The following is a 19,614-nucleotide window of genomic DNA, read 5'->3' on the forward strand; positions in this document are numbered from 1 at the left end:
CCGGAGGTCTGCTATCTGGGGCTGAGGGTGGCGTCACCCACAGCTGCTTCGGTATGGGCCAGGACCTCGCGCATCGACATGGGCATCGATCCGACCGCGGCGGCGATGTGGCGCAACGTGACGGCGTCGCCGTCCCACCACACCCCCTTGGTGAAGCCGGTCACCGCGACCAGTCCGGCGAGCATGGCGTCGTGGAAGTCGAGTGGGTCGCCGCGGTTGACCAGTCCGTACAGCCGGTCGCTGGGCCAGGCGGCGACCTTCGGGTCGACCGGCAGGTACCGGACGGAGCTCCCGAACAGCTTGCGGGACTTGACCGGTTCGATCTCACCCTCGCGGGTCAGGCGGACCGCGACCCGCTCGAGCGCGCTCTGGGACAGGAACGCCAGCCAGGTACGCAGCGACCGGGTCTGCTGGTCGGCTGTGAGCTGGCGGACGATGCGGTACCCCAGGTCATCGGCCGGCGGCTGGGCGCCGGTCAGTGACAGCGTCCCCGACGCGACGTGCAGGTTGTTGTTGAGGATCAGCTCGCCGAGCAGCGCGCCGGCCAGCCCGAGCCCTGCGGCTCGTGGGTTCAGCCGGAGCTTGCCGCTGCCGACGTCGTGAACGATGTGGAAGAAGTCATTGGCCAGTAGCACTCCGCCAGCACCTCCACCCCGGATGCGAGGACCGGGATGGGACGGGACAGCCGGGGCCATACGCGACAGGGACAGGCGCGCTCCCACCCATGAGACGCACGTTTCGGACCGGTAACGGTGCTCGCGGTGCCGGGTTCCGATTCACGCCCGGTAGTTTGTCTGCCTTTGTCCGCTGAGACAAGAGGCAATTTCATCGGTAATGCGTAGGAGGTCCGTGACGCCTTACATAGTCGCTTTGCGGCGCAATGTCTTGACGACATCGGTACCGGGCGGGAAGTCTATGCCGTTGTGACGGTCACGCCCGTGCGCACGCACCCGCTCCAGCGCCTGTCCGCGGACGAGATCCGCGCGGCACGCGCTCTCATCGACGACAACGGCCTGGTCACCGGGGCGACGAAGTTCGCCCTGCTCGGCCTGGACGAACCGGACAAGCTCACGGTGCTCGGTCACCGTGAGGGCGACCCGGTCGACCGCCGGGTCCGTGCGGTCCTGCTCGACCTCGAGACCGGCGCCGCGCGCACCGTCATCGCGTCGCTGACCCGCGGGGTCGTCGACTCCGTCGAGGCGATCGACCCGGTCACCGACGGCCAGCCGCCGATCCTGCTCGAGGAACTGGTCACCGTCGACGAGATCGTCAAGGCCGACGCCGGCTGGCGCGAGGCGATGGCCCGCCGCGGCATCACCGACCTCGACCTCGTCCGCCCCTGCCCGCTGTCGGCCGGCAACTTCGGCATCCCCAGCGAGCGTGGCCGCCGGGTGCTGCACGTGCTGTCGTTCCTGCAGAACCGGCCCGAGGACCACGCGTGGGCGCACCCGATCGACGGCGTCGTCGCCTATGTCGACACCATCGAGAAGAAGGTCCTCGAGCTCATCGACGACGCCGTCCTCCCGGTCCCGGAGGAGGAGGCGAACCACGACGACCCCGCCTACACCGGGCCGCCGCGCACCACGCTGAGGCCGATCGAGATCACCCAGCCCGAGGGGCCGAGTTTCACCGTCGAGGACGACGTCGTCACCTGGGAGAACTGGACCTTCCGAGTCGGCTTCGACCCGCGTGAGGGGCTGGTCCTGCACCAGCTCTCCTGGCGCGACGGCGACCGTGTGCGCCCGGTCGTCTACCGCGCCTCGCTGGCCGAGATGGTGGTCCCGTACGCCGACCCCAGCCCCGTGCGGTTCTGGCAGAGCTACTTCGACGTCGGCGAGTACCTGCTCGGCCAGCAGGTCAACTCGCTGGAGCTGGGCTGCGACTGCCTCGGCGAGATCCACTACTTCGACGCCGTCCTGGCCGACGGCGACGGCGTGCCGCGCGAGGTCCGCAACGCCGTCTGCCTGCACGAAGAGGACTACGGCGTGCTCTGGAAGCACACCGACATCTTCACCGAGTCGGCCGAGACCCGGCGGCAGCGGCGGCTGGTCATCTCGTTCTTCGTCACCGTCGGCAACTACGACTACGGCTTCTACTGGTACCTGTACCTCGACGGGACGATCCAGCTGGAGGTCAAGGCCACCGGCGTCGTGGCGACGTCGTCGTACAAGCCCGACAGCGCCTACGCCTCGGAGGTGGCGCCCGGCCTCGGCGCGCCCTACCACCAGCACCTCTACTGTGCCCGGCTGGACATGATGGTCGACGGCCTCGACAACGCCGTCGACGAGCTGGAGGTCCAGCCGCTGCCCATCGGCCCGGCCAACCCCAACGGCAACGCGTTCTCCCGGCGCTCCACCCGGCTGCGCACCGAGGCGGAGGGCGCACGGGCGGCCGACCCGCTGGCCGGGCGCACGTGGCGGATCTCCAGCTCCGACTCGACGAACCGGCTCGGCCGCCCCGTCGCGTACGAGCTGCGTCCCGAGGGCCGGCCGCTGCTGCTCGCCGACCCGGCCTCGGCGACGGCGAACCGGGCGGCGTTCGCCACCAAGTCGCTCTGGGTCACCCGCTACGACCCCGACGAGCGGTTCCCGGCCGGCGACCACATCAACCAGCACCCGGGCGGTGCGGGCCTGCCGGCGTACGTCGCGGCCGACCGCGCCATCGAGGACCAGGACATCGTCCTGTGGCACACCTTCGGCGCCGTGCACTACCCGCGGCCGGAGGACTGGCCGGTCATGCCGGTGGAGTACAGCGGCTTCACGCTCCGGCCGGTCGGTTTCTTCGACCGCAACCCGACGCTGGACGTGCCGGTCACCCCGTCCGCTCACTGCGGGCACCACGGCCACGGCGACCATCACCACTGAAGTGATCACGTTGAGTAGGGGTCTCACCGCTCCACCAGGCATGCATACCTGGTGGAGCGGGAGAACCCCTGGTGATGCGCGCGACGTGCACCGGGTCGGACGCGCCGTCATCCGGCCCGACCCGCGATTCGACGGAGGTCGAAGCGGCGGAGCCGAGCTTCCGTCATCTGTCGGGTGCCATGTCACCGGGTAGCCGGTACCGTCGCTGAGCACCATTCTCATCACGGACCGGACCGGCTCCGGCCCGCGATGAGGCACGTGCACGGTGAGACGGAGACCGCATGAAGAAGATCGTCGCCGCGCTCGCGCCGGCGGCATTGTCGGCAGGCCTCTTGACGGTGCCCATGGCGGGCGTTCCGTCGGCCAACGAGGCCCTGCCGCAATGGCCGGAGGTGGGCAGTGCGCGGGTCGTCCCGCTCCAGGAGACGGGCTCGCCGGGCGAGCGCCTCAACCTGATCGTCATCTGTGACGGCTACCAGGCCGACGAGATCGACCGGTGCGAGCAGGACGTCGACCGCAACCAGGCCATCCAGTGGGGTGTGGAGCCGTTCCGCACCTACCGCGACTACATCAACGTCTACCTGCTGCAGATCGTGTCGCCGGACTCCGGCGTGCGCCGCGACCCGGAGGAGGACGCCTCCAACGAGGTCAGGGACCGCAAGAACACGCCGCTGCGGCTCTGGTACTCCGACGGGCTGACGAACCCGCTGGCCCGCGGCATCACGTACGGCTCGGCGCTGGACCCGGGCGGCTGCCCCGGCCACCCGTCGGGCAGCGCGAACCCCACCTACCCGCTGGCGCCCGGCATCCTCGGCGACACCCGCTGCAGCGGCAACCAGCAGCGGGCCATGTACCTGAACTCCTACGTCGCGCCGGCGCTGGGGCTGGAGCCGGGCGTGTTCCGGCCGACCGGCGGCTCGACCTCAGGCCCGCAGAACGTGCAGACGCTGGCGATCTCGAACACCTTCACCTACGGCGGCATCGGCGGCCGCGACGCGACGGCGTCCGGCGGCAGCCCGCAGTCGCCGCTGATCTCGCTGCACGAGTTGGGCCACTCGCTGGGCACGCTGGCCGACGAGTACCCCTACTCCGACCGGCCGACCCCCGGCCCGCCGCACGGCAACAACGAGCCCAGCTCGTTCCACCACACGCGGCAGACGTCGGAGCAGCTGACCGCCAACCAGGCCAAGTGGTGGCGCTGGCTGGGCGAGGAGAGCCTGTCCGGCGGCCCGATCCGCGCCGCCGACGACGACGGCTACGAGAGCGGCACCTACAACGGCTCGAACGTCTGGCGGCCGAGCTCGCACTCGATGATGCGCTGGATCGGCTTCTACTTCGACCAGGTCGGCCTCGAGCACATGGTCGCCCGGGTCACCGGCCAGCGCGACAAGGGCCAGATGAGCCTGTTGCACACGCCCGCCGGCACCGTCGCCCGCGACGGCGTGCTCTGGCTGGAGACCACCCATCCGCGCTTCCACGACCTGCAGGTGACGTGGCGCAGCGGCGGCCCGGACGGCCCGGTCCTCGCGACCGGCACCCGCAACCTCGACCTGGCGGAGCTGGGCCTCGCGCCCGGCACCGTCGTGCACGTCGAGGTCCGTGACCCGGTCGGCCCGGACGGCATCGACTGGGTCCGCAACCCGTCGACGAACAACACGGCGACCGACTCCGGCTACAACGGCCCGCGATTCGTGCAGACCCGCACCTGGACGGTCGGCGACACGACGGCCGCGCCGGACGCCGTCGCGCCGGAGATCACCGGCTCGACGCCCACGATCCGCCCGGTGTCCGGCGACGAGGTCGTCTTCGTCGAGACCACCCACCCGGCCGACCGCGTCCTCGACGTCGCGTGGACGCTGAACGGCGCGGCGGTCGCCGCCACCGGTGACGGCCGGACACTCGACCTCGGCGCGCTGGACCTGCCGGCCGGCACGCACGAGCTGACGGCGACGCTGACCGACCCGGCCGCGCCGGGCGCCTCGGACTCCGTCGCCTGGACCGTCGACAACGCCCTGCCGACGGCGCCGCGGACCCTGTCCGAGCCGCTCACCACGGTGACGTCGGACGCCGAGCACGGCGTCTACTTCGACGGCTGGGACATGTGGCTGCAGCCGCAGGACGACCGCACCGGCTACGAGGGCGAGCCGTACGTCGTCGGCGAGCTGCGGCTCAACGGCGACGGCTGGTTCAACTACTTCGGGTTCCCGGAGCAGCCGATGCCCGAGTCGCCGTTCGAGTTCCGCCACTCCGGCCAGGTCGTCAAGGCGCTGACCTACGGCAACCTGGGCACCGGCGGGCTGTCGAAGGCCGCGTTCGAGCAGAACTACGGGCCCGACGACCCGAACGGCCCGTTCGTGCCCGGCTACGGCACGCACACCGTCGAGCACCGCGCCGTCGACCCGGCCGGCAACATCGGCGAGGCGGAGTCGTACACCGCGACGGTGCTGCCCGGCGCGCAGCTCGAGTGCACCCGCACGATCACCGGCCAGCAGGCCGGCGCGCTGCTGGTGACCAGCGGCGTCACCTGCATCGACGATGCCCGGGTGGCCGGCACCGTCACGGTGCGCTCCGGCGCGTCGCTGGTGGTGCGGAACAGCACCGTCACCGGCAGCCTGCTGGCCGACGGCGCCACCGAGGTGCAGCTGCTCGGCTCGACGCTCGCCGGCCAGGTGCGCGTCACGGGCACCGTCGACGGCGTCACCGCGGCGGGGTCGACGTTCCGTGGCTCGGTCGCGCTGACCGGCAACGGCCGGATCCCGGGCAACCAGTCGGAGGAACGGTACACGCGGTACGGCGAGGAGTACGGGCCGATCCTGGCGGGCAACTCGTTCGCCGGGCGGCTCAGCTGCTCCGGCAGCAGCGCGCCGGTGAGCGACTTCGGCGCGGCGAACGAGCTCCGCGGCGTCGCGACCGGGGAGTGCTCCGGGCTCTGACGGACGCTCATCTCGCGGGGCACCACCGCCGGCCGGCGGTGGTGCCCCGCACTGCGTCTACGCTGCCTCGATGGGATTCACGCGGGCGGAGCTGGAGGCCTTCCGCGACGCGACGCTGCCGGACCTCGTCGGGCCGGACCCCCGGCTGCTGTTCGTCGGCATCAACCCGGGCCTCATGACGGTGGCCGTGCAGACCCACTTCGGCCGGCCCGGCAACAGGTTCTACCCGGCGCTGCTGCGGGCCGGCATCATCGACCGGCCGATCGACGTCGCCGGCGGAACCTCCGCCGCGGACGACGCGTACCTGACGGGCCGCGGGCTGGGCATCACCAACCTGGTGGCCCGGGCGACCGCGCGCGCCGACGAGCTGAGCGCCGCGGAGCTGGCGGCCGGCGCCGCCGTCCTCGAGGAGAAGGTGGCCCGGCTCGCTCCGGCGGTGGTGGCCGTCCTCGGCATCACCGCGTACCGGGCCGCCTTCCGCCGGCCGGGAGCGGTGGCCGGCCGGCAGCCGCAGACCCTCGGCGGCGCGCAGCTGTGGGTGCTGCCGAACCCGAGCGGGCTCAATGCGCACGAGACCCCGGACAGCCTGGCGGCGGCCTACCGCGAGGCGGCGGTCGCGGCCGGCCTCGACCTCGCTCCGGTCAGCTGACCGCGACGAACGTGCCGAGCCCGATCATCAGCACCCCGCTGCTCGCCCGCTGGCGCACCTGCCAGCGCTCGCTGCGCGCGAGGCGGGCGTGCAGCCGGTCGGCGGCGAACGCCACGGCGACGTCGGCCGCCAGCACGACCACCACCACGATCAGCCCGAGCACCATCAGGACCACCGCCGGCTGCGCCCGATCGGGGTGCACGAACTGCGGCAGCAGCGCCATGAAGTACAGCGCCGTCTTCGGGTTCAGCGTCTCGACGACCACCCCCTGCGCCAGTGGGGACCGCGAGTAGGCGCCGTCGCCGGCCGCGAACCCGTCGAGTCGCCGCCGCCGGATGGCCTGGACGCCGAGCACCGCCAGGTAGCCGGCGCCGACGTACTTGACCAGCGCGTACGCCGCCGGGCTGGCCGCAAGCAACGCGGCCAGCCCGGCGGCGGCCGCGCATACGTGGACGACCGTGCCGATGGCGTTGCCCAGCGCCGACAGCAGCCCCGGCCCCCGCCCGCCGTGCAGCGTCCGGGCCAGGACGTAGAGCATCGCGGGCCCCGGCGTCACGGCGAATATCACCGCCGTTCCCAGGAACACCATCCATTGATCCGTCGTCGGCATGATCGTCCCCCAGACGTCCCCCGTCATGGCCGTCCCGATTCTTCGGACACCCGCTTGCGGCGCACTTTCCCGCGACTTTCCTGCATCGCGAGACAACGCTGATCGGTCGCAATGCAGTGCGATAAGGTCCGGGCAATCGGATGATGGGCGGTACGTGCGTTTCGAGGTCCTGGGCCCGCTGCGGGTGCGGTGTGAGTCCGACCCCGTCGTCGTCTCCGGTTCACTGCGCCAGGGCGTCCTGGCCCTGCTGCTCGCCCACGCGGGCCATCCCGTGTCCGCCGACGCGCTCGTCGACGCGCTCTGGGGCGGCGCGGCGGGGGCCGGCGGCTCGAAGCTGCAGCTGCACGTGCACAAGCTGCGTCGGTTGCTCGACACCCCGGACCGCCTGTCCCACGACGCGGGGGCGTACCGGCTGCGGGTCGGGGCGGGCGAGCTCGACGCGGAGCGGTTCGCGTCCATGGTGGCCGAGGCGGAGACCGTCGCCGGCGCCGATCCCGATCGCGCCGCGGGCCTGCTCGGCGACGCGCTGGCGCTCTGGCGCGGCGACCCCTACCAGGGCCTCGACCTGCCCGCGCTGGCCGGCGAGGTCCAGCGGCTGACGGAGCTGCGGCTGGTCGCGCGCGAGCGGTTGGCGGCGGCCGAGCTGGCCCGCGGCCGCACCACCGCCGCGATCGCCCAGCTGACCGACCTCGTGCGCGTGCATCCGCTGCGCGAACGAGCGCACGCGCTGCTCATGACCGCCCTCTGGGCCGGTGGGCGCCAGGCCGACGCGCTCGCCGTCTACCGCGACGTCCGGCAGGCGCTGGTCGACGAGCTCGGGCTGGAGCCCGGGACGGAGCTGCGCGACCTCGAACGACGGATCCTCTCCGGTGAGCCGTGCCCGGCGCCGTCCTCGGCGCGGCCCCAGGCGCCGGCACCCGCCGAGCTGCCGCCCGGCGCCGGCGTCTTCGTGGGGCGCGATGCCGAGCTCGACGAGCTGTCCCGCATCGCCGACCGGCCTGACGGCGCGGCGCGCATCGTGGCCGTCACCGGCACGGGAGGTGTCGGCAAGACGACGCTGGCGGTCCGCTGGGGGCGGCTGGCCGTGGAGCGGTTCCCCGACGGTCAGCTCTACGTCGACCTGCGCGGATTCGGGCCCGGCCCGCCGGTCGCGGTCGACGAGGCGCTCGCGCGGCTGCTGCGCGCCATGGGCGTCGACGGCCCGGCCATCGCGGCCGACCCGGACGAGCGGGCGGCGCAGTTCCGCACCCTCGTCGATGGCAAGCGGCTGCTGCTGGTGCTCGACAACGCGCTGGCGGCCGAGCACGTCCGGCCCATCCTGCCCGGATCCACCTCCTGCTTCGTCGTCGTGACCAGCCGCGATGCTCTAAGCGGGCTGGCGGCACGCGACGACGCGCAGCGCATCGACCTGAACCGCCTGACCGGCGCCGACGCGTCCCGGCTCATGGACGAGCTGCTGGGCGAGCCGCTGGGCGGCGACGTCGAGCGGATCGTCCAGCGCTGTGCCGGGCTGCCGCTGGCCCTGCGCATCGCGGCCGAGCGGATCCGGGAGCGCCGGGGCGGCGACCTCACCGATCTGGCCGCGGGCCTCGCCGACGAGCAGGACCGGCTCGACCTCCTGGAGGTCGGCGACGACCCGCAGGCCTCCGTGCGCTCGGTGTTCTCCTGGTCGTACCGCGCTCTGGCGCCGGACGTCGCGCGCACCTTCCGGCTCTGCGGGCTGCACCCGGGCAGCGACTTCGACGTGTTCGCCGTCTGCGCGCTCACCGGCGAGCGCGACCGGCGGGCCGCCCGGCGCCGCCTGGACGCGCTGGTACGGGCCCGCCTCGTCGACGAGACCGGCGGCCGCTACCAGATGCACGACCTGCTCCGCACCTACGCGGCCGAGCTGGCGCCGGTCGAGGACGGCGAGTCCGCCTGCGCCGAAGCGTCGGCACGGCTGGGTCGCTGGTACCTGCACGCGGCCGCGGGGGCGGTGGCCGCCGTCGCTCCCGGCACCGCGGCCGAGCCGGCCGTCCCGGCACCGGACGTGCCGGCCGGGCCGTTCGGCCCCGACGCCGCGGTCCGCTGGCTCGACGCCGAGCTGGACACCCTGCTCGTGATCGCCGCCGGCGACCCGGCCGCCTACGCGGCGGAACTGTCGGCGATCCTGTGGTCCCACCTCGATCAGCGCCTGTACCTGGAGGAGGCGCGGCGGCTCCACGGCCGTGCGCTCACGGCGGCCCGCGACGCCGGCGACGAGATCGCCGAGGGCTGGGCACTGACCGGGCTCGGCCTGACCTGTCTGCGGCTCGGCGATCCCGACGCGGAGGCGCTGCTCACCGCCGCGATCGTCCTGCACGAGCGGCACGGCCGGCGGAAGAGCCTGGCGACCACCCTGAACTACCTGGCCGCCGTCACCCATGTCCAGGGCCGGGCCGAGGCCGCCATCGCTCACCTGCGGCGGGCCATCGCGCTGTACGACGAACTCGGCGAGGAGTCGCTGGCGTCCCGGCCGCTGAACAACCTGGGTCGCTTCTACCTCGTCGCCCGGCGCTATGACGAGGCGAAGGCCTGCATGGAGCGGTCGCTGGCCATCTCGGAGCGCACCGGGGAACGGGTCTCGCGCGCTCACATCCTCCTCGATCTCGGTGCGCTGGCCCGCGCGACCGGCCGGTACGAGCAGGCCCTGGAGCATGGCCTGAACGCGCTGGCGGCCGCCCGCGAGAACGGGGTGACCCGGCTGGAGGGCGCCGCGCTGTCCGACGTCGGCGTGGCCTACGGCGAGCTCGGCGACCGCGTCCGCGCCTTCGACCACCACGAGGCGGCGCTCCGCGTCGCCGACCAGCCTCGGGCGCGGGTGCTGCGGCCACTGGTGCTCGTGGGACTGGGACGGACCCGCCGCGCGTTCGGCGAGACCGACGACGCGGTTCGTGCCTACGCCGAGGTCGTCGCGGTGGCGGGCGACGCCGACACCGCGCTCAGGGCCATCGCGCTGCAGGAGCTGGGCGAGCTGAGCGCGGAGCGCGGCGACCGGTCCGGCGCCCGGGAGCACTGGCGGCGCGCCGTCGAGGTCTTCGACGTGCTCGCCCGGCCGGAGGCCGCCGATCTGCGCTCGCGGCTCGCCGAGCTTGACGACGGATCACCTGGTGAGAACGCTCTTGAGGAGCAAACTGGTAGTTGACTACTGTCGCTCGGGTGACTCGTCCGAACCCGACGCGCGGCGTCGTCTATGTCGTCCTCGCCGCGGTGTTCTTCTCCGTCAACGCGTCGATGTCGAAGGTCGCGCTCGAGGCCGGGGTGGAGCCGTCGGTGCTGGCCGCGCTGCGCTCGACCGGCGCCGCGTCGATCCTGCTGGTCGTGGTCGTGGTGGTCGCGCCCGGCCGGCTGCGCATCGGGCTGCGTGAGCTGCCGTTCCTGGTCGCGCTCGGCGTGGCCGGCGGCGCGCTGGTGCAGTGGCTGTACTTCATGGCGATCGACCGGCTCCCGGTGGGCATCGCGCTGCTGCTGGAGTTCACCGCGCCGGCCATCGTCGCGCTGTTCAGCTGGGCGGTTCTGCGGCAGCGGATCCGCCGGCAGACGTGGCTGGGCATCGGCGTGGCGCTGCTCGGGCTGGCGCTGGTCGCCCAGGTGTGGACCGACATCGGGCTCGACACCGTCGGCGTGCTGGCCGGCTTCGGCGCGGGCGCGTGCCTGGCCAGCTACTACCTGGTCGGCTCGCGGATGTCCGGGCACCGCGACTCGCTGTCGCTGACGTTCTGGATGTTCGCGTTCGCGGCGCTCTTCTGGGCCGTCGCGCAGCCGTGGTGGACGGTCGACTTCGCGCCGCTGAGCCGTGACACGTCGCTGCTGGGCGCGTTCGACACGGTGTCGGTGCCGGCGTGGTCGACGGTGTTGTGGATCGTCGTGTTCGGGACGATCATCGCGTACGGGCTGAACCTCGCCGCGCTGCGGCACATCTCGCCGACCGCCTGTGGCGTCATCGGGATGTCCGAGCCGGTCGGGTCGGCGGTGGTCGCGTGGGTGTGGCTCGGGCAGAGCCTCTCCGCGGCCCAGGTCGTCGGCGGGCTGGTGGTGCTGGCCGGCATCGCGCTGGCGGAGACCGGCGGGACGGGGACGCCGCCGGAGGCCGAGTCGGAGGCCGGGCTCGCGCCGCTGTCGCCCGAGGCCGCGGCGGCGCCGCACTGATGGAGTCGGCAGGTACGGTGGGGCGCGTGCTCTCGCCCCACTTCGTCGTCGCGGCGGTGTGCTTCCTCGACGCTCAGGCGCGGGTGCTGACCGTCCGCAAGCGCGACACCGACGCGTTCATGCTGCCCGGCGGCAAGCTCGAGCCCGGCGAGGACGCCGCGGCGGCCGCGCTGCGCGAGGTCGACGAGGAGATCGGCGTCGCGCTGCGCCCCGCCGACCTCACCCGGCTGGGCGTCTGGACCGCGCCGGCGGCCAACGAGCCGGGCGCGTCCGTCACCGCGACCGTCTACACCGCCGGCCTGCCGGCCGCGCCGGTCGCGGCCCGCGAGATCGCCGAGCTGCGCTGGCTGCACCCCGCCGCTGCCGTGGTCGCCGTCGCGCCCCTGCTCCGAGATCACGTGTTCCCCGCCCTGCGCTCAGCCGGGGCGTAGCACCGATCAGAGACGTTCGGCGGCGGGCGGGAACCCGGCGCCCGGGCCGGCGAGGGCCTCGTGGTGAGCCGACCAGTGCAGCAGGGCACTGACGGCGACGGCGTTGCAGCCGGGCCAGTCCATGGTCACCAGGCGGGTGCCGAACCGGGTGTCGAGCCCCCACGTCGACAGCGAGCCCTGGTCGTCCTGGCCGGCGACGATGGCGTTGGCGGCGGCGACACCCTTCGCGAGGTAGTGCTCCTCACCGGTCGCCCGGTGCAGCGCGAGCAGCGACGTCAGCCAGTGCCCCGTGTGCACCTCCATGGGCCAGTAACAGCGGTACTGCTCGAGCACCGTCGGCGTCGGGCAGTGCGGCGGCACCGGCGACTCCTCCGGCGCCCACACCACGAACTGGTCCTCGACGTAGGCGTTCAGCCGTGCCGCCAGCTCCACCCGCGACGGCACGTCGCAGTGGTCCGAGAGCAGGTAGCGGATGGTCTCGTTGGTGTCCCAATGCTGCAGGTTGCTCCACGGCGGCGTCTCCGGGATGTCCTCGTACATCCCCTCCCACCGCCCGTCGGTCACCGGGCCGGCCAGCAGCCACGCCTCGCCCTTCGCCGCGGCGGCGGCGCGGGCGGCCCGCTGCGCCGCCGTCCCGGGCGCGTCGGCCTCGCCGAGCAGCGTGAGCAGCCAGATCGGGGACACGACGGCGGAGGTGTAGCCGATGCTCGGTTCACCCGTGCGCGGGTCGACGCGGAACGGCCAGGAGCCGTCCGGGTTCTGCAGGTCCACCATGACGTCGCCGATGCGGGCGGCGCGCTCGAGGTAGCGCGGCTCGCCCGTACGCTCGAACAGCCGCAGCATGACCTCGCCGACGCGCGCGGCCCGGAAGACGGTGATGTGGTCGCCTTCGACCCAGCCGCCGAACTTGCCCTCGAGCACCGTCGAGGGCGCCAGCCCGCCCAGCCGCCAGTCGTCCGGCAGGTGGTGCTCGAGCAGCCACCGCCCGTAGGCGAGGGCCTGCCGGTCCGCCTCGGCGGCCTGCGGATGATCCGGGAAGCGCCCGGCGTAGGTCAGGTAGGCGTGGATGTAGCTGGCATGGTGCTGCGCCGGGAACGCCAGCCGCCCGCGCAGCCCGGTCACGCTGTCCTCGAACGAGCTCCACGCGCTGCGCGGGTAGCCGTCCTCGTGATCGAGGATCTCGTCGCGGGCGGGCCGGAGCAGGTAGCCGACGGCGTGGTGGACGGCGCCGGTCCAGTCGGCGGGATCGGGCCGCAGGCCGTCGAACCCGGGCACCTTCCAGAACTGACGGTGCTTGCGGACGGCCACCTCGCGGTCGCCGTCGAAGCCGCGGACCAGCACGTCGACGGGGCCGAGCGGGAGCAGCGGCCAGGCCTCGGCGAGGTCCGCGGACTCGGTGGCGGCCGCGCCGGTCCAGACGACGCGCCGGCGGTCGGCGACCGCGATCTCGAACCGCGTCGCCGACGGCACCGGCGCCCACCGCAGCACCGGCGGCGCCACGAATCGCGGCGAGAACGCCGACGGCCCTTCGAACCGGATCACGCGCGACTGATCGACCCAGTCACTCATACGGGTGCCTCCGCAGGTCAGAACCGGGTCTCGACGACATCGGCGACGACGCCGCCGGGTCCGGCCAGCGCGATCCACCGCCACTTGTCGAACGTCGTGCAGGGGTGCGAGATGCCGAGCTGCACGCGGTCGCCGACGGCCAGCGCGGCGTCCACGGGCAGCGCCACGAACGCGTGCTGGTCGTTCAGCGCGGTGATCTCGGCGCCGTCCAGCGGGCGCGGCTCGCGCTCGCCGCGGGGGAGGACGGCGAGCGGGACCGGCAGCCCCTGGTCGAACGAGGCGTCGCGGCGGCCGACGTCGAGGAAGGCGCGGCCGGGCTCCGGCGCCGACACGACCGTGCCCCAGACGGTGAGCGCGGCCCGCAGCCGGGCCGGCGCGTCCGGGCCGTCGAGCGGGGAGTTGCGGCGGAACATGCCGGAGTCGTGCGTGACGTAGCAGCCGCTGCGCAGGATCACCCGGCCGCCGCCGGTCAGCACGTCGGCGACGACGTCGTAGAACATGCTCCCTCCGGCCGACAGCACGACCTCGCCGTCGACGTCCGGCGCCAGCTCCTCACCGGCCGCGCGCAGGGTCTCCAGGTAGGCGCGGACGGCGGCCATCGACGGCGGCGTGCGGTCGCCGGCCATCGAGCCCTCGTAGCCCGCGACACCGGTGAGCCGGACGTTCGGCGCCCGCCCGATCGCGGCACGGACGGCGTCGCGGGCGGCCGCCGCGCGGGTGCCGGTACGCCCGCCCGGCGAGCCGACCTCCAACAGCACGTCGACGACGGCGCCGGTGGGCGCGGCGGCCGCCTGCATGATCTCCACTCCGTCGGGGGAGTCCACCCAGCAGCGGAACCCGAACCCGGCGGCGACCTCGCCGGCCACCCAGGCCGCCTCGCCGGGCTGCACCAGCTCGTTGGCCAGCTGCACATCCGGCACGCCGTGCTCGCGCATGACCCGCACCTGGGCCGGCGTCGCGGCGGTGATGCCCGTGGCGCCGGCGGCCAGCTGGCGGTCGAACAGCGCCGGCGCCATGGTCGTCTTGCCGTGCGGCTGCAGCTCGACGCCGTGCTCGCGGCACCAGCCCGCCATCGTGGTGAGGTTGTGCTCCAGGGCGGAGTCGTCGAGGACGGCGATCGGCGTGGGCAGCTCGTGGACGGACCGGCCGATGATCGAAGGCGTCACGAGCGTCACGGTACCGGGTAGGTGCCCCGCAGGTTGACCGAGGAGTAGGCGATATGCCTGGTCAGCGGGTCGGTCGCCAGGGCGGCGTCGGTGACGGGCAGGTGCTGGTGCGTCTCGTTGTAGAGCCGGACGAACGCCTCGGCGAAGTTCACCCCGGCGGCCCGGCCGGCCTCGCCGTTGTACGACTCCACCAGCTTGCGCGCGAACACGCCGTGGTAGCCCTGGCTGACGAACTGGTCCATCGCGGCCAGCTTGGTCCCGACGACGTCGGTGATGTCGACGTAGCAGTCGTTGCGCAGACCGTTCAGGCTGAGCGCGTCGAGGTTGTACACCGGCAGCCCGGTGAGGAACACCTGCCGCACCGGCACCTCGTCGCGGCCGTCGAGATTGCGCAGGTAGGTGCCGGCCCGGGCGAGCGCGGCCAGCGCCATCCCGGTCGCGACGGCGTGCGGGTCGAAGTACGCCGGGTTGCGCGGGTGGTCGGCGATGACGATCTCCGGCTGCTCGGCCGCGATCTGCTCGGCGATCTGCTCGACCATGTCCTCCTGGACGGTCGCGTAGGTGTCCTCGTGGTCCAGCGTGATGATCTTGCTGATGCCGATGATGCCCGCGGCCCGTTCGAGCTCGTCCTTCTTGTTGGCGACGATGTCGTCCAGGTCCGCGGTCGCGACGGTGTCGTCCGGGTCGTCCTTGCGCCACTCCTCGGCGTACTTGTTGGCGTGGATGCGCCCGCCGTGGCTGACGATCAGCGCGACGACCTCGTCGCCGCGCTCGGCATGCAGCGCCAGCGTGCCGCCGCAGTTGGTGATCGTGTCGGCCGGGTGGGCGTAGATCGTCATGATCTTCATGGGGGTCTCCGGGTGGTCAGTCGCGGTCGAGGACGATGAGCTCGCTGGCGTAGTCGCCGGTGAGGGCGACCCGCAGGCCGTGGTGGTGGAGCAGCGCGCCGCTGTAGCGCGTCCCGGTCGCGGCGTCGACGTACGCCGCCGCCGGGTCGAGGCCGCGCAGCCGCAGCAGCACCGTGCGCCGCAGCCGCCGCACCGACGGCGCGAACGCGAACACGGCGACCTGGTCGCCGGACGCGGACAGGTAGCCGATCGCCGTCACGTCGTCCGGTGCGCCGGTCAGCCGCCGCATCGTGCCGTACTGCACGGTCGCGCGGATCCGCCGGTACTGGGCGACGTACTCCGCGGCCTCGCCCAGCGCGGCGTCGGTCCACGTCGCCAGGTCGCCGCCGATGCCCAGCAGCCCGGTCATCGCCGAGTGGAACCGGAAGCGCAGCGGGATCTCCCGCTTGGTGAGGTACGTCGGGGAGTCGGTGACCCAGGCCATCATCGTGTGCGGCGAGTGGGCGTACGCGTAGCCGTTTTGGATCGCCAGCCGCTCCAGCGCGTCGGTGTTGTCGCTGGGCCAGACCCACTCGGCGCGCGACAGCACGCCGAGGTCGGCCCGGCCGCCGCCCGACGCGCAGCTCTCGATCCAGACGTCGGGGTGCAGCGCCCGCACACGGTCGAGCACCTCGTAGAACCCCTCCACGTGGCCGAGCCAGACCGAGCCGTCGCCGTCGCCGTCGGACACCTCCGTGAGCGGCCGGTTGAGGTCCCACTTCAGCGCGTCGATCGGCGCCGACGACAGCAGTGCGTCCAGCGTCTCGACGAGGTGTGCGCGGACGTCGGCGCGGCTCAGCGCCAGCAGGTGGGTCTGCCGGGCGAGCGTGCGTGGCCGCGACGGCCACTGGTAGATCCAGTCCGGGTGGGCACGGAACAGGTCGCTGTCCGGGCTGACCGCCTCCGGCTCGACCCACACGCCGAACCGCATGCCCAGCCCGTGCACCTCGTCGGCCAGCGGCTTCAGGCCGTCGGGGAAGGCCGCGCGGTCCGGCGTCCAGTCGCCGATGCCGGCGCTCTCGTCGTCGCGCCCGGCGAACCAGCCGTCGTCGACGACGAACAGCTCCGCGCCCAGCGCGGCGGCGCGACGGGCCAGCTCGACCTGCGACTCCGGCCGGACGTCGAAGAACGTGGCCTCCCAGCTGTTGTAGAGCACCGGCCGGACGACGCCCGGGCGCGGCACGACGTGCCGGCGCTCGTAGGCGTGCCAGCGGTCGGTGAGCTCGTCGTGGCCGGCGCCCGCGTAGACACCCACGGTGACCGGCGTGTCCCACGACGATCCCGGCGCCAGCGGGTGCCGCAGGTCGAAGTCGTTGACGCCGGCGGTGACGTGCAGCCGGCCGTCTGCGGCCAGTTCGGCGGCCAGTCGCCAGGACCCGCTCCACGCGAGCGCGACGCTCCACACCGAGCCCGCCTCGTCGTTCGTCCGCGCGTCGTCGCCGGCGTCCAGCGCCAGCCAGGGCTGCGCGGCGTGCCCGGGGATGCCGCGGCGTGACTCCAGCACCAGCCGGCCCGGGCCGAGCGGCCGGCGGGTCACCTGGGTCTCGGCGGCGTACGCCCCGGCCAGCCAGGTCGCGACCCAGCGCGGCTGCCACGGCAGCGGCCAGCTCGCGGAGTAGGCCCGGTCCAGCACCACCGCCGCGTCGCCGTCGTTCACCAGCGTCGTCCAGCGCTCCAGCGCCCCGCCGCGGACCCGGTAGTGCAGGTCGGCGGCGAACGGGTAGTGCCGGTCGGCCAGCCGGATGGTCAGCTCGTCGTCGCTCACGGCGGACGACTCGACCGCGAGGTCGAGCGCGCGGACGCCGTCGGCGAACTCGACCTTGAGCGCGGACTCGTCCAGCCGCCGGCCGCCGTGCGCGACCAGCTCCTCGGTGTGCGCCCGCGGGCTGGACCACGTGTTGGAGCCGAACTCGCGCGGGTCGTCGGTCAGCAGCGTGGCGACGTCGTCCGGCGCGATCGGGCCGCCCCAGTGCAGGTGCCGCAGGTCGCCCTCGGGCGTGACGGCGAGCGCGTAGGCGAACCCGTCCCCACGCAGCAGGAAGGCGTCGTGACGAGTGAGGTGCTCGACTGCTGGCACGGTCGAAGCGTAGGCATGGCAAGACGTTCCATGTCAACGTCTCGGCCGGGCGCGGCGACGCCGGCGGGCCCGTTGACATGGAACGACGTTGTCACGAAGGTTCTAGCGCGCGCCGCGTCCTGGACACGGGAGGTCCCATGACAGCCGAGCCGGTCGAGATCGGGACGCGGCTGCCGGCCGCGGCGTTCACCGGCCTGGCGGCAGTGGCCCGGCGCGACGTCACGCCGCCGCCGGGCATCCGCGCCCGCAACTGGGGCCCGGCGGTCACCGACGTCGCCGCCGGCGTGCACCGGCCGCTGACCCTGACGGCGCTGGCGCTCGCGTCCGGCCGGGAGGCACCGCTGGTCCTGATCGCGATCGACGGCACGTGGTGGCGGCGGGTCGTGGACGAGCGTCGCGTGCGAGCGGCGGTGCTCGACGGGCTGGCGCTGCCCGAGGACCGGCTGCTGGTCGCACTGTCGCACACCCACGCCGGCCCGGTGCTGTGCGCCGACGACGACGGCCTCGATGGTGGCGCGCTGGTGCCCGCCTACCTGGACCGGCTCGCCGCGGCCGCGGTGGACGCCGGGCGGGAGGCCGTGGCGGGACTGGAACCCGCGGTCCTGGAGTGGGCGGCGGGTCGCTGCTCCCTGGCCGCCGACCGCGAGCTGGACCTCGCAGGGACGGCCGTGGTCGGCGCCAACCCCGCGGCGACCGCCGACGACACCGTGCTCGCCGGGCGGCTGACGGCGGTCCCCGGCGGCCGCGTGCTCGGCACCGTCGTCAACTACGCGTGCCACCCCACCACGCTGGCCTGGCAGAACCGGCTGATCTCGCCCGACTACGTGGGCGCGATGCGCGAGACGGTCGAGACCGCGACGGGCGCGCCGTGCCTGTTCCTGCAGGGCGCCTCCGGCGAGCTGGCGCCGGCCGAGCAGTACACGGGCGACGTCGCCGTGGCCGACCGGCACGGCGCCGCCCTCGGGCACGCCGTGCTCAGCGCGCTGGCCGGGCTGCCGCCGGCGGGGACGGCGCTGACGCTGACCGAGGTGGTGGAGTCCGGCGCGCCGCTGGCGGTGTGGCGGCCGCGGCCGTCGGCGTCCTCACCGGCGCTGGCCGCGCACGTGTCGGCGGCCGAGCTGCCCGTGCGGCCGCTGTCCACCCTGGCCGAACTGGAGCACGAGTGGGCCGGCATCGACCCGCGCAGCCGCGACGAGCGGCTGCGTCGTGCCCGGCAGCTGCGCGAGGGCTACCTGGACGGCGGCGCCACGGTCGCGCATCCCGTGTGGGCGTGGCGACTCGGCGACGCACTGCTGGTGGCGCACCCGGGTGAGGCGTACTCGCGGCTCCAGCGCGACCTGCGGGCGCGGTTCCCGGGCCGCCCGGTGCTCGTGCTCAACCTCACGAACGGGCCGGGCTTCGTGTACCTGCCCACCCGGGAGGCCTATCGGCGCGGCGCCTACCAGGCCTGGCAGACGCCGCTGGCGGCCGGCGCGCTGGACCTGCTGACGTCGCACGCCGGCTCGGTGCTGGCGGAGTTGCTGTCATGACGAGCAGCGTCGTCGTCACCGGATCGGGCCAGGGGATCGGCCTCGCCGTCGCGGAGCGACTGGCCGCCGGCGGCTGGGTCGTCGTCGGCATCGAGCGCGACCGATCCCTCGGCACCGGTCCCTGCGCCGCCGTCGTCACCGGCGACACCGCCGACCACGCGACTCACGTCGAGGCCGCGCGGCGGGCCCGTGAGCTGGCGCCGCTGGGCGGCTGGGTCAACAACGCCGGTATCACCAGGCTCACGCCGCTGGACGCGCTCGACCGGGACGTCGTCCGCACCGTCGTCGAGGTCAACGGGCTCGGCTACGTCTGGGGCTGCGCGGCGGCCGTCGAGTCGTTCATCGCGCAGGGCGGCCCGGGCGCGATCGTCAACGTCAGCTCGATCCACGGCCGTGCCAGTCATCCGCATCACGCGGCCTACGAGTTCACGAAGGGCGGCGTGGACGCCCTGACCCGCAGCGTCGCCGTCAGCCACGGCCCGGCCGGTATCCGCGCCAACGCCGTGGCGCCCGGCGGCGTGCGCACGCCGCACCTGCGGGCGCACCTCGAGTCCTCCGCCGACCCCGAGGCGACCGAGCGCGGGCTGGCCGAAGGGCCGCCGCTGGGCCGCATCGCCGAGCCGCACGAGGTGGCGGCGGTGGTGGCGTTCCTGCTGTCCGACGACGCCGCGTACGTCACCGGCCAGTCGCTCGCCGTCGACGGCGGGTGGACCGCCGCGTTCGGCTGACCGG

General features: G+C 73.8%; 14 protein-coding genes. 8 read left to right on the plus strand and 6 right to left on the minus strand.

All coding sequences use genetic code 11. From position 1 onward, the window contains the following. Positions 1 to 11 precede the first annotated feature (11 nt). Positions 12 to 635 (minus strand): GOLPH3/VPS74 family protein, encoded by a 624-nt coding sequence (locus DZA62_RS29690; protein WP_157987985.1) that lies wholly within the window; start codon positions 633 to 635, stop codon positions 12 to 14. A gap of 303 nt (positions 636 to 938) precedes the next feature. Between DZA62_RS29690 and DZA62_RS29695 the strand changes: the two genes are divergently transcribed. From DZA62_RS29695 to DZA62_RS29705, 3 genes are all read left to right on the plus strand, one after another. Beyond that, positions 939 to 2,864 (plus strand): primary-amine oxidase, encoded by a 1,926-nt coding sequence (locus tag DZA62_RS29695; protein ID WP_116952622.1) that lies wholly within the window; start codon positions 939 to 941, stop codon positions 2,862 to 2,864. 281 nt (positions 2,865 to 3,145) lie between these two features. Beyond that, on the plus strand, positions 3,146 to 5,797 hold the full coding sequence (locus DZA62_RS29700; RefSeq protein ID WP_116952568.1) for a M64 family metallopeptidase: 2,652 nt from the start codon (positions 3,146 to 3,148) through the stop codon (positions 5,795 to 5,797). Positions 5,798 to 5,867: 70 nt separating this feature from the next. Then, positions 5,868 to 6,446: a mismatch-specific DNA-glycosylase gene (locus DZA62_RS29705; RefSeq protein WP_116952569.1), complete on the plus strand. Its 579-nt coding sequence runs from the start codon at positions 5,868 to 5,870 to the stop codon at positions 6,444 to 6,446. On the opposite strand, the gene DZA62_RS29710 is transcribed toward DZA62_RS29705, so the two are convergent. After that, entirely contained in the window at positions 6,439 to 7,083 is a 645-nt protein-coding gene (locus DZA62_RS29710; protein WP_198664348.1) for a LysE family translocator, read from the minus strand. The genes DZA62_RS29705 and DZA62_RS29710 overlap by 8 nt on opposite strands. A gap of 127 nt (positions 7,084 to 7,210) precedes the next feature. On the opposite strand from DZA62_RS29710, the gene DZA62_RS29715 reads away from it, so the two are divergent. The 3 genes from DZA62_RS29715 to DZA62_RS29725 are packed head-to-tail and all read left to right on the plus strand — an operon-like array spanning position 7,211 to position 11,654. Continuing rightward, positions 7,211 to 10,219, plus strand: a complete 3,009-nt coding sequence (locus DZA62_RS29715) for an AfsR/SARP family transcriptional regulator (RefSeq protein ID WP_198664349.1) — start codon at positions 7,211 to 7,213, stop codon at positions 10,217 to 10,219. 14 nt (positions 10,220 to 10,233) lie between these two features. Next, complete coding sequence (locus tag DZA62_RS29720; protein WP_198664350.1) at positions 10,234 to 11,223, plus strand: EamA family transporter; 990 nt, start codon at positions 10,234 to 10,236, stop codon at positions 11,221 to 11,223. A gap of 26 nt (positions 11,224 to 11,249) precedes the next feature. Next, complete coding sequence (locus DZA62_RS29725) at positions 11,250 to 11,654, plus strand: NUDIX hydrolase (RefSeq protein WP_232827640.1); 405 nt, start codon at positions 11,250 to 11,252, stop codon at positions 11,652 to 11,654. Positions 11,655 to 11,660: 6 nt separating this feature from the next. Here the strand turns inward: DZA62_RS29725 and DZA62_RS29730 are convergent, their stop codons facing one another. Genes DZA62_RS29730 through DZA62_RS29745 form a run of 4 tightly spaced genes read right to left on the minus strand, consistent with a single transcriptional unit; the run spans position 11,661 to position 17,353 of the window. Continuing rightward, entirely contained in the window at positions 11,661 to 13,223 is a 1,563-nt protein-coding gene (locus DZA62_RS29730) for a hypothetical protein (protein ID WP_116952573.1), read from the minus strand. Positions 13,224 to 13,240: 17 nt separating this feature from the next. Beyond that, positions 13,241 to 14,389, minus strand: coding sequence for an alanine racemase (locus DZA62_RS29735; protein WP_157987986.1), 1,149 nt, complete (start codon positions 14,387 to 14,389; stop codon positions 13,241 to 13,243). Between the two features lie 5 nt (positions 14,390 to 14,394). Beyond that, positions 14,395 to 15,237, minus strand: coding sequence for a PIG-L deacetylase family protein (locus DZA62_RS29740; RefSeq protein ID WP_116952575.1), 843 nt, complete (start codon positions 15,235 to 15,237; stop codon positions 14,395 to 14,397). Between the two features lie 16 nt (positions 15,238 to 15,253). Beyond that, entirely contained in the window at positions 15,254 to 17,353 is a 2,100-nt protein-coding gene (locus tag DZA62_RS29745; RefSeq protein ID WP_116952576.1) for an alpha-galactosidase, read from the minus strand. Positions 17,354 to 17,490: 137 nt separating this feature from the next. On the opposite strand from DZA62_RS29745, the gene DZA62_RS29750 reads away from it, so the two are divergent. Then, a complete protein-coding gene (locus DZA62_RS29750) occupies positions 17,491 to 18,882 on the plus strand; it encodes a hypothetical protein (RefSeq protein ID WP_116952577.1) in 1,392 nt (463 codons plus the stop codon). Then, positions 18,879 to 19,610 carry an SDR family NAD(P)-dependent oxidoreductase gene (locus DZA62_RS29755; protein ID WP_116952578.1) on the plus strand — a complete coding sequence of 244 codons (732 nt, stop codon included), beginning with the start codon at positions 18,879 to 18,881 and terminating at the stop codon, positions 19,608 to 19,610. Before DZA62_RS29750 ends, DZA62_RS29755 begins: the two co-directional genes overlap by 4 nt. Positions 19,611 to 19,614 lie beyond the last annotated feature (4 nt).

This window comes from Jiangella endophytica, from assembly GCF_003427025.1.
Taxonomy (GTDB): Bacteria; Actinomycetota; Actinomycetes; order Jiangellales; family Jiangellaceae; genus Jiangella; species Jiangella endophytica.